This is a genomic window from Nocardia cerradoensis NBRC 101014 (assembly GCF_000308535.1).
Classification (GTDB): Bacteria; Actinomycetota; Actinomycetes; order Mycobacteriales; family Mycobacteriaceae; genus Nocardia; species Nocardia cerradoensis.
The window spans coordinates 18,121-35,673 of sequence record NZ_BAFW01000063.1 but is presented as its reverse complement, the minus strand read 5'-3'; the positions used below and the strand labels follow the sequence as shown (position 1 = coordinate 35,673).

Genomic DNA, 17,553 nt, shown 5'->3' with positions numbered 1-17,553 from the left:
TTCCGCTCAGGCCCGGCTGTCGAGCGCGGCGAGCAGTGCGGCATCCAGCTCGACCTCTCGCGCCGCCATATTCTGCTCCAGATGGTCGAGGCTGCGGGTGCCCGGGATCAGCAGGATGTGCGGATCGCGGGCCAGCAACCACGCCAGACCCACCTGACTCGGCGTCGTTCCCAGGCGGCCGGCGATATCGCGCACCACGTCGTCGTCGGCTACCTTCGGCCGGCCCGGGAATCCCGATCCGAGCGGGAAGTACGGCACGAAAGCGATTCCCCGCGAACAACATTCGGCCAACAGCGGCTCCTCGTCGCGTTCCAGCAGGTTGTAGAGGTTCTGCACGCACGCGATACCCGCCGGAGCGGCGTGCCGGAGCTGTTCGACGGTGACATTGCTCAGCCCGATCGCCCCGATCTTGCCCTCGTCCCGCAACGCCGTCAGTTCGGCCAGCTGATCATCGAGATTCACGATCTGATCACCGGTCGCCACGATTCCGGGCGGGGCGTCGACCCGGCGCAGGTTGACCACCGCCAGTTGTTCCGCGTCCAGCGCCCGCAGGTCCGCTTCCACCGCGGCCCGCAGTTGCCCGGGCTGCTGCGCGGGCACGAGCCCGCCATCGGTGTGCACGGCGCCGACCTTGTCGACCAGCAGCAGATCGTCCGGGTACGGATGCAGCGCCTCGCGCAGGAGGGCGTTCACCGAGCCGTTGCCGTAGAAGCCGGCCGTGTCGATATGGCCGACGCCGAGCTCGACCGCCCGGCGCAGCACCGCGACCCCGTCCGCGCCGGATTCCAGCTGCATCGCGCCGTAGCCGATCCGGCCGACCGCACGTCCCGCCAGTTCGCCGTCGCGCGGTTGCGTCATGACCGTCATTCGGGTCTCCCTTGTTACCCTGTACGTAAACGGAGGAACCTCCGCTTACAGTCAGTGTAGTCCAGAAACGGAGAACCCTCCACTTTGTCCGGACAGCCGCGCGGACGCCGTGATGCGCAGCGCAATCGCCAATTACTCCTCGACGCCGCGCTCACCGCGTTCACCGGCGAAGAAGGCACGGTCAGCCTGGAATCGATCGCGAAATCCGCCGGGGTGGGCATCGGCACGCTGTATCGGCACTTCCCGTCACGGGAAGCGCTCATCGAAGCCGTCTACCGCAGCGAACTGGAACAGCTGTGCGATCAGGCCGCGATCCTGCTCGGCCACCACACCCCGGAGGTCGCGCTGCGGATCTGGCTCGGCCGCTACGCCGACTTCGTGGCGACCAAGCGCGGCATGGCCGAAGCACTGCGCGAGGTGATCACCTCCGGGGCGGTGACATCGGCGCAGACGCGCGAAAGGCTCAGTGCCGCAATCGGTTCCGTCCTCGATGCGGGAATCGAGGACGGCACACTGCGCGACGACGTCCGGCCCGAGGACGTGACGGCGGCGATGGCGGGCGCGACGCTGGCGGGTATCGACCGCGGGCAGATCGACCGCCTCCTCGACCTCCTGCTCGACGGCCTGCGCTCGAGCCCCGCCCGTCCGGGCCGGGCGACGATCGTCACCGAGCGCGGATGAGCGCCGTCCCGGTCGCCCGGTCGTGCATACCGCGCCGATCCCCGTCGGTGAACAACGCGGGCACCACGAAGGTCAGCAACACCTGCCGCGCCACCGAGCGCACGAATCCGACCGGCGCCGACGCATCGATCCGGACGGTGCGCATTCCCAGGAAGTACTGCCCGGGCGTGAACCCGAACAGCATGACCGTCACCACGCCGATCACGAACCAGATCAGATAGGTGACGGTGTTGAGCGAACCGGCGCCGCGCACGATCAGCGCGGCGATCCCCATGGCGATGAAGTAGTCGACGAACAGCGCGAAGATGCGGCGCGACATGGGCGCCAGCGACCCCACACCCTCCTGCGGCAGGCCGAGCAGCTTGCCGGGATAGTCGTCGGGCTGCGGCTCGCCGGGGTGGGCCGCATTCGGGCCGGACAGCCAGGAACCGGTAATTCGCGCCATGCTCCCAGCGTAGGCGTATCGACGGTGAGGATTACGTCACACCCGGACCGCGCACGCACCCACGCGTGACACCGGCGATCGGATGCCACCGCCCGCGCGCCGCCCCGCCCCCTCGGCTTCGCGGGGCCCGAACCGGCGGCAGCACGATGCCCCGCCGCAGCGATGCGCCAAAGCGGTTGCGGGCGGGAAACTCTCGGGGTCGCGCGCACCGATCGGCGACGATGCGCGGTCCTCGAATCGAGCGCCGGATGCCGTGGTGGCAGGATAACGGTGCTGGTCCGGCACCGCATCGTGAACGAACCGTCGCGTGGTGTTGCCCGGGGAGGCCGCCGACCCGTCCAGCAGCACGTGTAACACTGGCGAAACACAGCCTTGATTGCGGGGAAACACCGCATCCATACCGTTCAGCGCTGAAACCCAGCAATCGGCACAGGCTGGGAACCGATCCGTAAGGAGTACTAAGTGGCGTTCAGCACGGCCGACGAGGTCATCAAGTACATCAAGGAGGAGGACGTCGAATACGTCGACGTACGCTTCTCGGACCTTCCTGGCGTTCAGCAGCACTTCTCCATCCCGGCGAAGTCGTTCACTTCCGACCTGGCCGAAGAGGGCCTGGCGTTCGACGGCTCCTCGGTGCGCGGTTTCCAGTCGATCGACGAGTCGGACATGCTGCTGCTGCCCGACTTCTCCACCGCCCGGATCGACCCGTTCCGTGCCGCGAAGACGCTGAACCTGAACTTCTTCGTGCACGACCCGTTCACCCGTGAGGCCTACTCCCGCGACCCGCGCAACATCGCGCGCAAGGCGGAGGAGTACCTGCGTTCGACCGGCATCGCCGACACCGCGTTCTTCGGTGCCGAGGCCGAGTTCTACATCTTCGACGGCGTGCGCTACGGATCGGGCATGAACGGCTCGTTCTACGAGATCGAGTCCGTCTCGGGTTCGTGGAACACCGGCAAGGAGTTCAACCCCGACGGTTCCCGCAACCTGGGCTACAAGGTCCGCAACAAGGGCGGCTACTTCCCCGTCGCGCCCTACGACCACTACGTGGACCTGCGCGACAAGATCTCGACCAACCTGCAGAACGCGGGCTTCGAGCTCGAGCGCGGCCACCACGAGGTCGGCACCGCCGGTCAGGCCGAGATCAACTACAAGTTCGGCACCCTGCTGTCGGCCGCGGACGACCTGCAGCTGTTCAAGTACATCGTGAAGAACACCGCGTGGCAGGAAGGCAAGTCGGTCACCTTCATGCCGAAGCCGCTGTTCGGTGACAACGGCTCGGGCATGCACGTGCACCAGTCGCTGTGGAAGGACGGCAAGCCGCTGTTCCACGACGAGGCAGGCTACGGTGGCCTGTCCGACCTGGCCCGCCACTACATCGGCGGCATCCTGCACCACGCGCCGTCGCTGCTGGCGTTCACCAACCCGACCGTGAACTCCTACCACCGTCTGGTACCGGGCTACGAGGCCCCGATCAACCTGGTGTACTCGCAGCGCAACCGCTCCGCCGCGGTTCGCATCCCGGTCACCGGCAACAACCCGAAGGCCAAGCGCATCGAGTTCCGCGCGCCGGACTCCTCGGGTAACCCGTACCTGGCCTTCGCCGCCATGATGATGGCCGGCCTGGACGGCATCAAGAAGAAGATCGAGCCCAAGGCCCCGGTCGACAAGGACCTCTACGAGCTCCCGCCGGAGGAGGCCAAGAACATCCCGCAGGCCCCCACCTCGCTGGCCTCGGTCATCGACCGCCTCGAGCAGGACCACGAGTACCTCACCGAGGGCAACGTCTTCACCGACGACCTCATCGAGACCTGGATCCAGCTCAAGCGTGACAACGAGATCGCGCCGGTGAACCTGCGTCCGCACCCCTACGAGTTCGAGCTGTACTACGACGTGTAAGTCGTTACGGCACAGCTGAATTCACGAAGCCCCAGCCGGATTCGGCTGGGGCTTCGGTGCGTTCCGGGCTCGTCACAGATGCGGGTGGCTGCCCAGGGACGCGCTGTAGACGGCCGGATGCGCTTGGGCGGCAGCGAGATTGCGGCGTTCCTCGGCGGTCAGGGTATGGCGGGCCAGCGCCCGGCGGGCGTAGGTACGCAAGGTCCCCAAAAACGAGGGGTGGGCGTGAGTGTGGATCATGGCTGGATCCCTCCTCCCTGAACTGTCGTGCGGCGAGGATCCCATTCTCCCATCAGTTCACCGAGATTTCAGGTTGTGTTCACTTCTGGTTGCCTCGGCAAGTCGGCGGAAGGCGACCGGTTGCCAAGATCGAAAGAGAGTGAGATGATTCGCCTGCAATCCTCTCATCATGTCGAGTGGTCAAAGGAGATCACGGATGACCGCCTCCGTCGCCCGCGCCGAGCGCACCGAACACGAACTCGGCCCCCGGAAGCCGATCGAGCCCGGAACCCGCATGTGGGACGAGGTCGGACTGATCACCTTCTCCCTCACCGCCGGATCGGCGTTCCTGCTGCAGACCATGGAACCGACGATCTCCGCGGTCGTCGATGAACACTCCACCTTCCGCACCGATCCGATGGGCCGCGCGATGCGCAGTCTCGCGGCCGTGATGACCTGGACCTACGGCGGTCACGAGGCCGTCGCCGAGGCCGATCGCCTGCGGCATATGCACGCCTCGCTCAACACCGTCGACGCCCAGGGCAAACGCCACTCCGCGCTCGCCTCCGGCCCGTGGGCCTGGGTGCTGCACACCGGCACCTACGCCTTCAACGAGGGTTCGAAGTACTTCAGCCGCACCCCGCTCACGTACGCGGAGAAGGAGCAGTACTACCAGGAGGTGCTGCAGCTGCTGCGCATGTTCTCGGTGGCGCCCAAGGAGATTCCGCCGACCTACGCCGAGTTCGAGGTCTTCTTCGCCGACACCGTGGAGAACCACCTGGTCGCCACCGACACCGCGCGCGACTACCTGAAGACGATCCGCCACGTGGCCCCGCCCACGTCGCTGCCCAAACCGCTGGTGCCGCTGTGGAAGCTGGCCGCCTCCCCGCTGGGCCGCATGCAGTACTTCTGCACCGTCGGCACCACGCCCGAACCGGCGCGCCGCAAACTCGGACTGACCTGGACCGCGCGTGACGAGCGCAACCTGCGCATCCTGGGCTGGGTACTGGCGCGGCTGGTTCCGCTGCTGCCGGAACGGATCCGCTACTTCCCCATCGCCTACGAGGCGCGCAAACTCGAGCGCGACCGCGCCCGGCTGCGCAAGGTGCTCGATCTGCGCCCGATGTGATCGAGGCGCCGTGGCCGGGTGACCGGCCGGTTTCCCGACCCCGGTTCTGAGGTCTGGACGGGTGGCGGTGCAGACTCGATAGTCCTATGGTGCTCGAGAATTCATCGCCACGCGCCCGGCGCGTGCTCACGCGTGTGCTGTGCGGGCTGGTCCTCCTGATCGCCGCGGCCGCGCCGGTCACCGCGACCGCCGCACCGGCGCCGGCGTATCAGTGGCGCCAGGAGTTCCTGACCACCCCCGACGGCGTGCGGTTGCACGCGGATATCCTGCGGCCCGCGGGCATGGCCGACGACGTGCGCACCCCGGTCGTCATGACGGTGAGCCCCTACCGCAATCACCTGGCGTTTCTCACCGAGGTCTATCCGGAGGGCGGGCCGTCGCTGCGCGATCTGTATCCGGAACTGTTCCTCGACGCCGGCTACACCTATGTGATCGTGGATCTGCGCGGGTTCGGCGGGTCCAGCGGCTGCCCCGACTTCGGCGGTCCCGGCGAGCAGAGCGATGTGCGGACCGCCGTGGAATGGGCTGCGGCACAACCGTGGTCGACCGGCCGGGTCGGTCTGACCGGCACCTCCTACGAGGCGTGGACCGGCATCATGGGCCTGGCCACCAACCCGAAGGGGCTGGCGGCGGTGGCCGCGTTCGAACCCGATGTCGATCCCTACAGCTATCTGTACATGCAGGGCATCTCGTGGAAGTTCTCCGGAAAACCGGTGACCGAGGACGGCATTCGCCCCGGCGATATGGCCGGATTCGAACATCTGCTGATCTCCTCCACCCCCGCCCATCCCTCCGACTCCCCGGAGTACAAGGCCAACGCCGCGCGGTTGCCGATCGAATGCGCGCAGCCGTATCTGGCCGGTATCACCGACCACGACGGCGGCACGCAGTTCTGGCGCGACCGCGATCTGACCGATCGCGTGCGGGGCAGCAGGATTCCGCTGTTCCTGGGCCAGGGTTTCCTCGACTACAACACCCGCCCCTACCGGGTCTTCGACGTCTGGAAGAACCACGATCTGCCCGAGGACAAGGGCTGGTTCGGCCAGTGGGGGCACCAGAACTGCCACGAGGGCTGCGGCACACCGCAATTCGACGGTGAGCTGCTGGCCTTCTTCGACAAGTATGTGGCCCGGCGCGATGTCACGGTGCCCGGCCCGCGGGTGACGGTCGGCAGCTTCGACGGCCGCTGGCGCGGCGAAAAGGCATGGCCGCCCGCCGATTCCGCACGGGTGGCGATGCCGGTCCGCCCCGGCGAGTACACCGATCGCGGACTGCTCCCCGGGCCGGACCGCGAGTACTGGTCGTTGTCGCAGCCGCTGCCGGCCGATCAGCAGCTGTCCGGAATCCCGACCGCCACCCTGGCATTGAGCGGTCCGGCGAACGCCACGGTCGCCGCGGAACTCTACGATGTGGCACCCGACGGCTTCAGCACCGTGATCACCCGCGGCATCGCGCCGGTCGCCGAGTCCGCGACCATCCGGCTGCTGGCCCAGGACTGGACCGTGCCGGCCGGACACCGGATCGGCGTGCGGATCACCGACGTGGTCGACACCGTGTGGGCGCACCCCCCGGCGAATGCGCGGGTGAGCGTGCGTTCCGGCACCGTCGAGCTGCCGTTGCTGACCGGCACCCGGAACTTCGATCTGACCGGCGGCAGCAGTGAGGCACTGGGCAAATGGCGTGCCCGCCGGGTCACCACGATCGCGCCGGAGATCCTGCGCGATTCCGGTGTGACCGTGGACTTCCCGCAACGACGAGGAGATCGATGACAGCGACCGGCACGACCGCGACCACCGTCGACGACGCGACCGCGCAGCGGCTCGCGGCCGCCCTGCGCTGCGTCACCGTCTCGCGCGACGACGCCGATGCCGACGAGGTCGAATTCGACCGGCTCGCAAGCCTTCTCGATACCGAATTCCCCCTGGTGCACACACACCTGGAACTGGAGCGATTCGGCCACAGCCGGTTGTATCGCTGGCCGGGCACCGAGCCCGGAACGGCGGCCGTGCTGCTCGCGCATCAGGATGTGGTTCCGGTCGACGACGAGCAACGCTGGACCCATCCCCCGTTCGCCGGTGTGGTCGACGACGAATTCATCTGGGGCCGTGGCGCGATCGACGACAAGAGCCGGGTGCTGGCCATCCTGGAGGCGGCCGAATCGCTGCTCGCCGAGGGCCGCCGGCCGCGCCGCACCGTCTATTTCGCCTTCGGTCACGACGAGGAGATCTTCGGCCGCGCCGGCGCCACCCGGATGGCGGCCCGGCTGCGCGAACTCGAGGTGCGCGCCGACCTGCTGCTCGACGAGGGCGGGGTGATCACCCAGGGCGTCGCCGACGGCGCCACCGCACCCGTCGCCTCCATCATGCTCGGCGAAAAAGGCTGGGCCACCGTACAACTGAGCACGACCGACACCGGCGGTCATTCCTCGATGCCCGGCCGCGAAACCGCCGTGGGCCGGATCGCGCGGGCGGTCGCGCGCATCCAGGACCATCCGATGCCGCTGCGCATGACGCCGGTGATCGCCGACATGCTGGCCCGGATGCGGCCCGCCATGGCCGAACCACGCCGGTCCGCCCTGCGGCTCGCACCGATCGCGGGCGGGGTGATCACCCGCATGATGGCGGCGCGGCCGCAGACCGAAGCCCTGGTCCGCACTACCACCGCACCGACCGTGATCCGCGGCGGGGTGAAGGCGAACGTACTGCCGCAGCGCGCCGAGGCGCTGGTGAATTTCCGTATCCTGCCTGGTGATTCGGTGTCCGGCGTGCTCGACCACTGCCGCCGCGTGGTCGCCGACCCGCGCGTCGTGATCGAGGTGCTCGGCACGGCGTCCGAACCCTCGCGGATCACCGGCCCCGGACCGGCCTTCGACGTGATCGCCGACATCACCCGCGCCGTGGTGCCCGACGCGGTGGTCACCACGGGCATCGTGCCCGGCGCCACCGACTCCCGCCACTACGACGGGCTGGCCACCACCCGATGCAACTTCGCGCCGATCGTGGTCGACGCGGCGGATCTGGAGCGCATCCACGGCACCGACGAACGGCTCTCCCGGGCCAATTACGCGCGGTTGATCGAATTCAACCGCCGCGTCCTCGCGCACTACACCAGCCCCGGAAGCTGATGCCGGGAATGTCGGTGTTCGCGGCTACGCTCAGCGGGTGCGAGCTACAGCAACGTTCACCGTCAAATCCTTCGTCGCCACGGACGTCCTTCCCGATCCGGACATCCCCACCGCGACGCCGGTCGGAATCGCCCGGCTGGAAAAGCATTTCGAGGGTGAGGCGGTCGGACGCTCGGCGACGTTGTTCACCGCCGCGTTCGACCAGCTGTCGGGCCGGGGCACCTATGTGGCGATGGAGTCGTTCGAAGGTTCGCTCAACGGTTTGGCCGGTACGTTCAACTTCGCCCATTCGGCGACCACCGCGGGTGCGGACCGCAGCGCGGAATTCTTCACCATCGTGCCCAGCAGCGGCACCGGTGAGCTGAGCGAGATCACCGGGACCGGCGGACTGGCGGTCGACGCCGACGGCACCCACCGGATCTGGTTCGACTACGACCTGGGCTGACCGCCGATCACGGCGCGGCGGGCCGATGCGCGACGCCGCGGCCCGCCGTGCGCGACAATGGCGGCGCAGCGACGGCGCAGACGGAGGCAGCGATGACAACAGGCGATACCGGCGAATTCGACGCCCGCGGCGGACAGGTCTTCTGGCGGGCCTGGTTGCCCGACCGGGCGCGGGCCGTCGTGGTGCTGGTGCACGGCGTCGCCGAACATTCCGGGCGCTACGACCACGTGGGAAAACGATTGGCCGACAGCGGTTTCGCGGTCTACGCCTTCGACCACATCGGGCACGGCCGCTCCGGCGGCGGGCGGTCGAACATCGAATCGATCGACGCGGCCGCCGACAATGTGAACACCATGCTCGATATCGCGAGCGCGAAGCATCCGGACCTGCCCCGGTTCGTCCTCGCCCACAGCATGGGCAGCCTGATCACGCTGTATCTGGCCACCCGGGCGCCGCTGGACGTCGCGGGGATCGCCGTGTCGGCGCCGCCGGTGGTGATCGAGGCCGGTAACCCGGTGCAGCGGCTGCTCGCCCCGGCCCTGAGCCGCTGGGCACCGAATTTCGGTGTGCTGCAACTGGATTCGGCGCAGATCAGCCGCGATCCGGAGGTGGTGCGCGCCTACGATCAGGATCCGCTGGTCTACCGCGGCAAACTGCCGGCCCGCACGGCGACCGAAATTCTGCGCGGCGCGGACTTCGTCCTCGGCCACCTCGACGCGCTGCGGGTGCCGACGCTGGTGCTGCACGGCGGCGCCGATGCCCTGGCCGCCCCGGTGGGCGCCGATCGGATCGAGGCCGGAGCCACCGCGACCGATCTCACGGTGCTGCGTTATCCGGGCCTCTATCACGAGATATTCAACGAACCCGAGCGTGAGAAGGTGCTCGGCGACCTGGTGCACTGGTTGGAGGAGCACACCGGAGCGCAGTAACATCCGAGGATGAGCAATACCGACCAGGGACGCATCGCATTCATCCGGGCCAACTGGCACCAGTCCATCGTCACCCAGGCCCACGAGGGTTTCCTGGCCGAGTACGGCGATCTGGGGTATTCGGCGGATGCCGTCGAGGTGTTCGACGTGCCCGGCGCGTTCGAGATCCCGCTGCACGCGCAGCGACTGGCCCGCACCGGCCGGTACGCGGCGGTGGTGGCCGCGGCGCTGGTCGTCGACGGCGGCATCTACCGGCACGATTTCGTCGCCTCGGCCGTGGTCGACGGGCTCATGCGGGTGCAGCTCGAGACGGACGTCCCGGTGTTCTCCGTGGTGCTGACCCCGCACCACTTCCACGAGCACAGCGAGCACGTGGACTACTTCACCAAGCACTTCCACACCAAGGGCGCCGAGGCCGCCCGCGCGGTCGCGACCACGCTCAGCTCCCTGCGCACCCTCCCCACCGGCGCGGTCCGAGAGAACTGACGAGGATGGGCGACCGGTTGTCGGTCGCCCATCGGCGTCACTTGTAGTTGTTCAGACAGGCGGCCTCGCCGTCGAGCACTCCGGTGCGGTAGGCGTCGAGTCGCTGATAACCACTGGGCACGACCTTGCCGTCGGTATCACTGGCGGCCAGTCCGTCGGCGAGCAGGCCGGATACCGCCGCGTCCAGATCACCGGCGGTCAAGCGGGGATCACTGGCCGGATCGCTGAGCTTGGTGGTGATCACCCCGGACAGACATGCCGTCCGCAGACCGGCGGTCTCCGGCCCCGACAGCGACAGATGCCGCTCGTTCTCCACCGCGAGCGCATAGCGGGAAATGAACACCACGTAGGCGTTGTAGTTGCCGTCCACGACCGCCGACAGCGGTTCGTCGTCACCGGGTTGCGCCCCGGCGCGTTTGGCCAGCTCCGGCACATCGGTTCCGATCCGGTTCATCCACGGACAGTACGAAACCGGTTCCACCGCCTGGTTTTTCAGGCAGAGTTTCACGATGCCGGAGTAGTCGAAGGCCGGCGGGTGCTGGAGCGGGTAGATGCGCCCGAGCGCGGCGGCGACGGCATTGAGACCGTCGACGTCGAGACCCATCTGGTTCTCCTCGTCGCCCGGTTCGAAGGTCGTCGGGAGACCGCCGCGGCGCTCCTGAATCTCCTTCTTGGTGATGCCCTTACATCCGGCCGCACCGTCGGACCAGCCGATCTGCACCGCCGTCACGCGCTCGAACGCCGACCCGTGCACATTCTTCGGATTGTCGGGGTCGCGGTCGCGCACGGCGACCGCCGCACCCAGGACTCCGTTGAGCCCGTCGGTCGTGTTCAGCGTGAAATGCGCCGAACCGCCCTCGGCCACATGCCGCAGGAACACTCCCGCGAAACAGTCGGCCTGCTGTTCGAGCACGATTCCGGGCGTCAAGAATCCGTTGAGCCGGGCCTGATCCTGCAGCGAGTGACCGTACTCGTGCGCGAGCACCATCACCACCGCCATCTTCCCGTACTTGTCCGAGATCAGCGGCAGCAGTTTGCCGCGATCCCAGCCGACGGTCTTGTCGACCTTGCAGTAGGCCGCGTTCACCACGTGGTAGGTGCTGGAGCGGCAGAAGGTGACCGATTGTTCCTTGGGCGCGTTGGCATCCCAGGAAATGAAGTGGTCGACCGGCTTGAAGGTGCCCGGGAAGTTCTTGCCGTATTCGGCGCCCCAATAGTCCTGCAGATCCGCCAGCGTGTTGAGCGCCAGGCGGTCCATCTCGCCGCCGTCGCCGTTGTCGGCGTGCAGCGGCGCGTCGGGCACACCCGGTCGCGGACCGCTCGGCCCGGAGGCGTTGGGCGCGGCGCCGCTCAGTGCCCAGGGATTCTCGTTCGTCGCGGCAACATCATGTGCCACAGTCGTTTTCGCATCGGTGCCGCATCCGGCCAATACCGCACCCAGCGCCAGCAGCCCGGCCGTCGCGGCCAGCCGCAGCCGCCTGTCGTACTTCATGTCGTGCCCTCCCCGAATACCACTGTCGACGCCCGGACCGACGACGATCCGGATTCCGCACAGCGGTCCCCCCGTCTCCCGAGCGCTCACATCGTAATCGGGCGCCTACGCGAATGCGCAACGTATATCTCGATATCGGCACGGACGTCGCACGGTGACGCCCACGACATGGCGCGCACACCGTTCGTTCAACTACTATTTACCTACGTAGATAGTAGATGCTCGACGGCGAGCAGAGAGGCCGAGACCATGCCCCGACACCCCCGCGCATCGTTCACCCTTCCCGCCCTGGCGGCGCTCACCGCCGCGGGCCTCGGCTTCACCGCGGCGCCCGCCGAAGCCGAATCCAGGCGATCGGCCGCCCGACCCGCCACCGGCTGCCTGTGGGCCGGAACCACCCACCCCGCCGGTGCCACCGTCATCGCGGGCGGACGCGGCTACACCTGCGGCGCCGACGGCCGCGGCACTCCGATGTGGTCGGCCGGCGCGACGTCGGACCGGCGCGATACCGTCGCCAACCCCGGTTCGGCCGGCGACCCCGCCGCCCACTTCAGCCTGGGCGCACGCCAACCCGGCACCGCCTACAACGACTACTGCGTCGGCAATCAACTGGTCGAGGGCACCGACGACGTGTATCAGGTGGTGCGTGGCCACGACGGCCGATTGTTCTGGAAGGCCACCGAACCGGTCAGCGCCTGGCGCTTCGATCGCGGAACCGTTGCGCCGCAACCGACCTGGCGCGGAACCGGCCTGTGCTACGAGGGCAATCTGGCGTGATCGCAGCTCAGCCCTGTTTGCGGTGCGGAACGAATTCCAGGGTCAGCAGCGCGAGCGCGGTGAAGACGATCTCACGCCAGCGAATGAGGACGAAGCGCTGATTGCCGAAGGAGTTGAACTTGCGCAGGAACCGATACAGCGATTCCAGCCGGATCAACGGGTCCAGCGTGCGGGCCAGCACATAGATGGCCTGTTTGGAGCGCGACCGTTCCTTGTCGGCGAACAGTTCGGGGAACGCCGCGAACGCCAGCGAGATGCGGTGCACGTCGTTGTCGCGGCCGTAGTCGACGAGGTCGACGATCATCCGCTCGTCCAAGCCGTTCGGCGCGTCCTTGCGCCGCCACGGCACGTCGAGGCTCAGTTCGCTGCCGTGATTGGAGGACCCGTAGCGCTGGAATCCGGCGACCCGGCCCTCACCGTCGCGGGCGATCACCACCAGCATGCCCGGATTCCGGCCGTCGAGCAGATGATCCAGGATCATCGAGAAGCCGCGGGTCTGATGACCGCTTCCCCACTCGTCGACGATGCCCAGCAGCGTCTCGCGCATCTCCCGGTCGAGTTCGCGTTCAGGGATCACCTCGGTCTTGACGCCGAAGTTGCGGGTGCGGCTCACCGCCTGGCGCAGGTTGCGGAATTTGCGGCCGACCATATCGAACGAGTCGACCTCGACCACCACGTCGCGACCGATCGGAATGGCGTGCAGGCCATGATGATCGGCCGCGCGGGTGCGCCACAGTTCGGTGACCGCGGGGCTGGCGCCCAGCACCGCGATCCGCCAGCCGCGGGCGGAGGCGAATTCGGAGAACTCGGCGATCAGCCGGCCGAATTCGGCGCAGTTGCCGACCGGGTCGCCCGCGACGACCGCGATGCCGAAGCGCGCGCGATATCCGATCGCGGCGTTCGAATCCGCACTGAAGAAATAGGATTTCGCCGAGTGCAGGGCGAACGGGGCCAGCGGATCCTCGACCGTGCGGTCGACCAGTGCGGCGATGCGATGCCGCTGATCCGGTTGCGGACGCGAACTCTGCGGCAGCATCAGGATCAGGCCGGTCGAAGCGAGGCAGACGAAGCCGACCGTGCCGTGGTCGCTGCGGTAGGCGATGTTGGAGACCCCGAGCACGATCACCGCGACGGTGAAGTGCGGCAGGGTGATCGGCCGCCGCAGATGCAGACCGCGCGCCACGAACAGGCCCGACAGCGACACCGCCACGAACCAGCCGCGATTGACCCCTTCGCGGGAGGCGCGGTCGGCCGCGTAGAGCAGCACCACCCCGACCAGCAGCAGCACCACGATCAACGGAACCCGCACGGCGCGGGTCGGATTCAGGGCGGCGTGCCGATAGGTGCGGTAACCGGTGACGGCCGAATTGAGTTCAGCCATCACGGTCTCCGATCACACGGCGCATCACGTGTGTCGTCGAGCGGGTGGGCGTAGTGCACGTCCACGAACATCCTCACCATGGCGGTCCTTCCGAATGGTCGCGTACGGATACAGTATGCGGAACGCTCGTTCCGGCTCTGCGGGACCCCTCGCATGGTCACGACGGCACAGCACACTCCGTACCAACCGATATCGCGCCCGGTCTGTTCCCCGCAACACTTTTTCGGCGCAGACCCGCCCGTATCGCGAGAATTCATCGCCGGTCCGCGAAAACGCCGCCTATCGCCCCGGACGAGCCCCGCGACCACCGCTACCGCCGCGATCACGCATCGGTGTCAGCCATCGCGTACCCGGCCGCGACGGATCTACGCCCCGCTCACCCGCCGAAGACGCGCTCGACGACCGTCTTCGCCCGCCGCGTGACGCGCATGTAGTGGTCGAGGAATTCGCTGCCGTCGTCGGTCGGCCAGCCCGCGACCCGGGCCACGGCCGAGAGCAACGGCCCCGGCCCGGGCAGCTGGTCGGCGGGTTTGCCGCGCACCAGCACCAGGGCGTTTCGGGCCTTGGTCGCGGTGAGCCAGGCGTCGCGCAGCAGCTCCACATCGAGGGCGTCGAGCAGTTTCTCGCGCTCGATCACCGCGAGACATTCGAGAGTGGAGGTGTTGTGCAGATCGGGCACCTCGTGCGCGTGCTGCAGTTGCAGCAGCTGCACGGTCCACTCGATATCGGCGAGACCACCGCGGCCGAGTTTGGTATGGGTCGCCGGATTCGCGCCGCGCGGCAGGCGCTCGGAGTCCACCCGCGCCTTGATCCGCCGGATCTCGCGCACGGCCTCCTCGGAGACCCCGCCCTTGGGATAGCGGACCGGATCGATGGAATGCAGGAACCGCAGACCCAGCTCCTCGTTACCGGCGACCTGATGCGCGCGCAGCAGCGCCTGCACCTCCCACGGCTGCGCCCACTGCTGGTAGTAGGCGCGATACGCGGCCAGGGTGCGGACCAGGGCACCGTTGCGTCCCTCCGGCCGCAGCCCGGCGTCCACCTGCAGGGGCGGATCGGTACTGGGCGCGCCGAGCAGCCGCTGCACCTGCTCGGCCACACCGATCGCCCACTTCACCGCGACCGTCTCGTCCGCGCCGGGACGCGGATCGCAGACGAACAGCACGTCGGCGTCGGATCCGTAGCCCAGTTCCATTCCGCCGAGCCGGCCCATGCCGATCACCGCGAAATCCGCGGGCGCGGGTGCCTCGTGTTCGGCCTCCCAGGCCCGGATCACGGCCTGCAGTGACGCCTCGAGCACCGCGACCCACACCGACGACAGCGCCCGGCACACCCGCGGCACCTCCAGCATGCCGAGCACATCGGCGGAGGCGATGCGGGCCAGCTCGTGGCGTCGCAGCGAGCGGGCGGTGGCGACGGCACGCCGGGGCTCGTCGTAGCGGGCGGCACCGGCCAGGATGCTGGAACGCACGTCCTCAGCCTTCGGGCTCAGCAGCAGCGGCCCGTCGGGTCCGTCGGCGAACATCCGGATGGTCTCGGGCGCGTTGATCAGCAGATCCGGCAGATAGGCCGAGGAGCCGAGCACGATCATCAGCCGCTGCGCGATCGCGCCCTCGTCGCGCAGTTCGCGCAGGAACCAGATCTGATCGTCGAGGCCCTCCGACACCCGCCGGTAGGCCAGCAGCCCGGCATCGGGATTCGGTGTGTCACCGAGCCATTCGAGCAGGGTCGGCAAGAGCAGCGCCTGGATGCGCCCCTTGCGTCCGACCTCGCCGGTGAGTGCCTTGAGGTGGCCGAGGGCGTTTTCCGGGGCGGCGTAGCCGAGCGCGGCGAGCTGACGGACCGCGGCCTGCGGGCTCAGCCGCAACGCGGCCGCGTCGAGCCGGGCCACCGATTCCAGCAGCGGGCGGTAGAACAGCTTCGCGTGCAGCCGGCGCACCCGCAGTGTGTTGCGCTTGATCTCGCTGCGCAGCACCCCGACCGCGTCCTGGCGGCCGTCGGGACGCATATGCGCGGCGCGGGCGAGCCAGCGCATCCCCTCCTCGTCGTCGGGTGCGGGCAGGGTGTGGGTGCGCTTGAGCCGCTGCAGTTGCAGGCGGTGCTCGAGCAGGCGCAGGAATTCGTAGGAGGCGGTGAGGTTGGCGGCATCGTCGCGGCCCACGTAGCCGCGCGCGGCCAGCGCGGTCAGCGCCTCGACCGTGCCCGGCACGTGCAGCGATTCATCGGCCTTACCGTGCACCAACTGCAGCAGCTGCACCGCGAACTCGACGTCGCGCAGGCTGCCGTGGCCGAGCTTCAGTTCGCGCTCGCGCAGGTCCTCGGGCACCAGGCTCTCGACCCGGCGGCGCATCGCCTGCACGTCGGAGACGAAATCCGGTCGTTCCGAGGCGCTCCACACCATCGGCATCAGCGCCTCGCCGTACTGTCTGCCGAGCTCCAGATCGCCGGTGGCGGGGCGATTCTTCAGCAGCGCCTGGAATTCCCAGGTGCGCGCCCAGCGCTTGTAGTAGGTGATGTGCGAATCCAGGGTGCGCACCAGCGCTCCGGCCTTGCCTTCCGGGCGCAACGCGGCATCGACGTCGAAGAACGCGCTGCTCGCGATTCCCATCATCTCCGCCGCCAGCCGGGTCGCGGTGGTGTCGGCGGGTTCGGCGACGAACACCACATCCACATCGGAGACGTAATTCAGTTCGCGCGCACCGCATTTGCCCATCGCGACCACCGCCAGCCGGACCGGAACCGGCTCGTCGGGGCAGATCCGCGTCACGGCCACCGACAGCGCGGCGGTGAGCGCGGCGTCGGCGAGATCGGTGAGATGATTGCCGACCTGCTGATACGGCAGCACCGGCTCGTTCTCGACGGTGGCGGCCAGATCGTGGGCGGCCAGCACCATCAGCTGATCGCGATATCGCTTGCGCAGCAAGGCGATCGCATCGGGTCCGGCGTGGGCGGCCCGATAGAGCATCGGGGCGGCGTTCGGCCCCGTCTCGGGTGTGGCGCCGACCGCGTCGAGCAGATCGTCGAGGATCTCTCGTGTGCTGGGCAGTTCCCGCCGCAGCAGCTGCCAGCTCGCCGGATCCGCGACCAGATGATCGGCGAACGCGCTCGACGAGCCGATCAACGCGAACAGCCTGCCACGCAACGACAGATCGGTGCGCACCGCGGAATCCAGTGCGGCCCAATCGGACCCGAGCGCCTCGCGCAGGCGGATCAGGGTCAGCAGCGCCAGATCGGCATCCGGCGACCGCGACAACGCCCACAGCAACGAGACGCTGTCGACATTGTCCCAGGCGAGCTCTCGTAACGACGCGGCTGCCGTCGGCTCCAGCAATCCCAGCCGACCGGCACCGGGCACTGCGGGACGTGCAGTCGGTGGCCGGACCATTCTCTCAAATTACCGTTACGGCCGAGCATGCGGAAGTTGCCTGCTCGCAGGCCGTGGCGGGAGTGCTCGGCCGGCCTTCATGGCCGAGTCGATTCCCCTCGGCGAAGCCGTAGGAGCGCAGTCCCGCCCGCGGGTCACCGGGACCGTGGGCGAGCTGTATGCGTCGCGATCCCGGCCTCGCTCCGATCATCACGCCGAACGCCCCGGGCCGCCGGCGCCGGTGCGAGACGCGGCATCGGCGTCAGCGGTGCGGTGAAATCGACCGCGGGCCGCGCGCACGCAGCCCGCGGTCGG

Annotated in this window: 15 protein-coding genes; 9 read left to right on the top strand and 6 right to left on the bottom strand. The window is 68.4% G+C overall.

Features of this window, described 5'->3' with window-relative positions; all coding sequences use genetic code 11:
- Positions 1-6: 6 nt before the first annotated feature.
- On the bottom strand, positions 7-867 hold the full coding sequence (locus ON23_RS07940; protein WP_039777206.1) for an aldo/keto reductase: 861 nt from the start codon (positions 865-867) through the stop codon (positions 7-9).
- A gap of 84 nt (positions 868-951) precedes the next feature.
- Between ON23_RS07940 and ON23_RS07935 the strand changes: the two genes are divergently transcribed.
- Positions 952-1,548 (top strand): TetR/AcrR family transcriptional regulator, encoded by a 597-nt coding sequence (locus ON23_RS07935; protein WP_039777205.1) that lies wholly within the window; start codon positions 952-954, stop codon positions 1,546-1,548.
- On the opposite strand, the gene ON23_RS07930 is transcribed toward ON23_RS07935, so the two are convergent.
- Positions 1,532-1,993, bottom strand: coding sequence for an RDD family protein (locus ON23_RS07930; RefSeq protein ID WP_039777204.1), 462 nt, complete (start codon positions 1,991-1,993; stop codon positions 1,532-1,534). The two genes, ON23_RS07935 and ON23_RS07930, sit on opposite strands and share 17 nt — an antisense overlap.
- A gap of 462 nt (positions 1,994-2,455) precedes the next feature.
- Between ON23_RS07930 and glnA the strand changes: the two genes are divergently transcribed.
- Positions 2,456-3,892 carry a type I glutamate--ammonia ligase gene (gene glnA, locus ON23_RS07920; protein ID WP_036500008.1) on the top strand — a complete coding sequence of 479 codons (1,437 nt, stop codon included), beginning with the start codon at positions 2,456-2,458 and terminating at the stop codon, positions 3,890-3,892.
- A gap of 72 nt (positions 3,893-3,964) precedes the next feature.
- Here the strand turns inward: glnA and ON23_RS37790 are convergent, their stop codons facing one another.
- Positions 3,965-4,132, bottom strand: a complete 168-nt coding sequence (locus tag ON23_RS37790) for a hypothetical protein (protein ID WP_157104288.1) — start codon at positions 4,130-4,132, stop codon at positions 3,965-3,967.
- Positions 4,133-4,328: 196 nt separating this feature from the next.
- Between ON23_RS37790 and ON23_RS07915 the strand changes: the two genes are divergently transcribed.
- From ON23_RS07915 to ON23_RS07890, 6 genes are all read left to right on the top strand, one after another.
- Entirely contained in the window at positions 4,329-5,240 is a 912-nt protein-coding gene (locus ON23_RS07915) for an oxygenase MpaB family protein (RefSeq protein WP_051042220.1), read from the top strand.
- An 89-nt stretch (positions 5,241-5,329) separates the two neighbouring features.
- A complete protein-coding gene (locus ON23_RS07910; RefSeq protein ID WP_245555917.1) occupies positions 5,330-7,009 on the top strand; it encodes a CocE/NonD family hydrolase in 1,680 nt (559 codons plus the stop codon).
- Positions 7,006-8,364, top strand: coding sequence for a M20/M25/M40 family metallo-hydrolase (locus ON23_RS07905; RefSeq protein WP_039777201.1), 1,359 nt, complete (start codon positions 7,006-7,008; stop codon positions 8,362-8,364). The genes ON23_RS07910 and ON23_RS07905 overlap by 4 nt, the downstream gene beginning before the upstream one ends.
- A 37-nt stretch (positions 8,365-8,401) precedes the next feature.
- Positions 8,402-8,809: a DUF3224 domain-containing protein gene (locus ON23_RS07900; RefSeq protein WP_036500003.1), complete on the top strand. Its 408-nt coding sequence runs from the start codon at positions 8,402-8,404 to the stop codon at positions 8,807-8,809.
- 92 nt (positions 8,810-8,901) lie between these two features.
- On the top strand, positions 8,902-9,738 hold the full coding sequence (locus ON23_RS07895; protein WP_039777217.1) for an alpha/beta hydrolase: 837 nt from the start codon (positions 8,902-8,904) through the stop codon (positions 9,736-9,738).
- Positions 9,739-9,747: 9 nt separating this feature from the next.
- Entirely contained in the window at positions 9,748-10,224 is a 477-nt protein-coding gene (locus ON23_RS07890) for a 6,7-dimethyl-8-ribityllumazine synthase (RefSeq protein ID WP_039777200.1), read from the top strand.
- 37 nt (positions 10,225-10,261) lie between these two features.
- Here ON23_RS07890 and ON23_RS07885 read toward each other — a convergent pair whose 3' ends face one another.
- A complete protein-coding gene (locus tag ON23_RS07885; RefSeq protein ID WP_039777199.1) occupies positions 10,262-11,716 on the bottom strand; it encodes a neutral zinc metallopeptidase in 1,455 nt (484 codons plus the stop codon).
- 249 nt (positions 11,717-11,965) lie between these two features.
- Between ON23_RS07885 and ON23_RS07880 the strand changes: the two genes are divergently transcribed.
- Entirely contained in the window at positions 11,966-12,493 is a 528-nt protein-coding gene (locus ON23_RS07880; RefSeq protein ID WP_039777198.1) for a hypothetical protein, read from the top strand.
- Positions 12,494-12,500: 7 nt separating this feature from the next.
- Here the strand turns inward: ON23_RS07880 and ON23_RS07875 are convergent, their stop codons facing one another.
- Positions 12,501-13,874, bottom strand: coding sequence for a bifunctional lysylphosphatidylglycerol flippase/synthetase MprF (locus ON23_RS07875; RefSeq protein ID WP_039777197.1), 1,374 nt, complete (start codon positions 13,872-13,874; stop codon positions 12,501-12,503).
- Positions 13,875-14,250: 376 nt separating this feature from the next.
- Positions 14,251-17,259: a bifunctional [glutamine synthetase] adenylyltransferase/[glutamine synthetase]-adenylyl-L-tyrosine phosphorylase gene (locus ON23_RS07870; protein ID WP_039777196.1), complete on the bottom strand. Its 3,009-nt coding sequence runs from the start codon at positions 17,257-17,259 to the stop codon at positions 14,251-14,253.
- Positions 17,260-17,553: the final 294 nt, after the last annotated feature.

Excerpts from the sequence above, each read along its gene's own strand:
- ON23_RS07875 (WP_039777197.1), bottom strand. The coding sequence starts at position 13,874 with ATGGCTGAACTCAATTCGGCCGTCACCGGTTACCGCACCTATCGGCAC.
- ON23_RS07870 (WP_039777196.1), bottom strand. The coding sequence starts at position 17,259 with ATGGTCCGGCCACCGACTGCACGTCCCGCAGTGCCCGGTGCCGGTCGG.
- ON23_RS07885 (WP_039777199.1), bottom strand. The coding sequence starts at position 11,716 with ATGAAGTACGACAGGCGGCTGCGGCTGGCCGCGACGGCCGGGCTGCTG.
- ON23_RS37790 (WP_157104288.1), bottom strand. The coding sequence starts at position 4,132 with ATGATCCACACTCACGCCCACCCCTCGTTTTTGGGGACCTTGCGTACC.
- ON23_RS07915 (WP_051042220.1), top strand. The coding sequence starts at position 4,329 with ATGACCGCCTCCGTCGCCCGCGCCGAGCGCACCGAACACGAACTCGGC.
- ON23_RS07930 (WP_039777204.1), bottom strand. The coding sequence starts at position 1,993 with ATGGCGCGAATTACCGGTTCCTGGCTGTCCGGCCCGAATGCGGCCCAC.
- ON23_RS07940 (WP_039777206.1), bottom strand. The coding sequence starts at position 867 with ATGACGGTCATGACGCAACCGCGCGACGGCGAACTGGCGGGACGTGCG.
- ON23_RS07895 (WP_039777217.1), top strand. The coding sequence starts at position 8,902 with ATGACAACAGGCGATACCGGCGAATTCGACGCCCGCGGCGGACAGGTC.
- ON23_RS07905 (WP_039777201.1), top strand. The coding sequence starts at position 7,006 with ATGACAGCGACCGGCACGACCGCGACCACCGTCGACGACGCGACCGCG.
- ON23_RS07890 (WP_039777200.1), top strand. The coding sequence starts at position 9,748 with ATGAGCAATACCGACCAGGGACGCATCGCATTCATCCGGGCCAACTGG.
- ON23_RS07880 (WP_039777198.1), top strand. The coding sequence starts at position 11,966 with ATGCCCCGACACCCCCGCGCATCGTTCACCCTTCCCGCCCTGGCGGCG.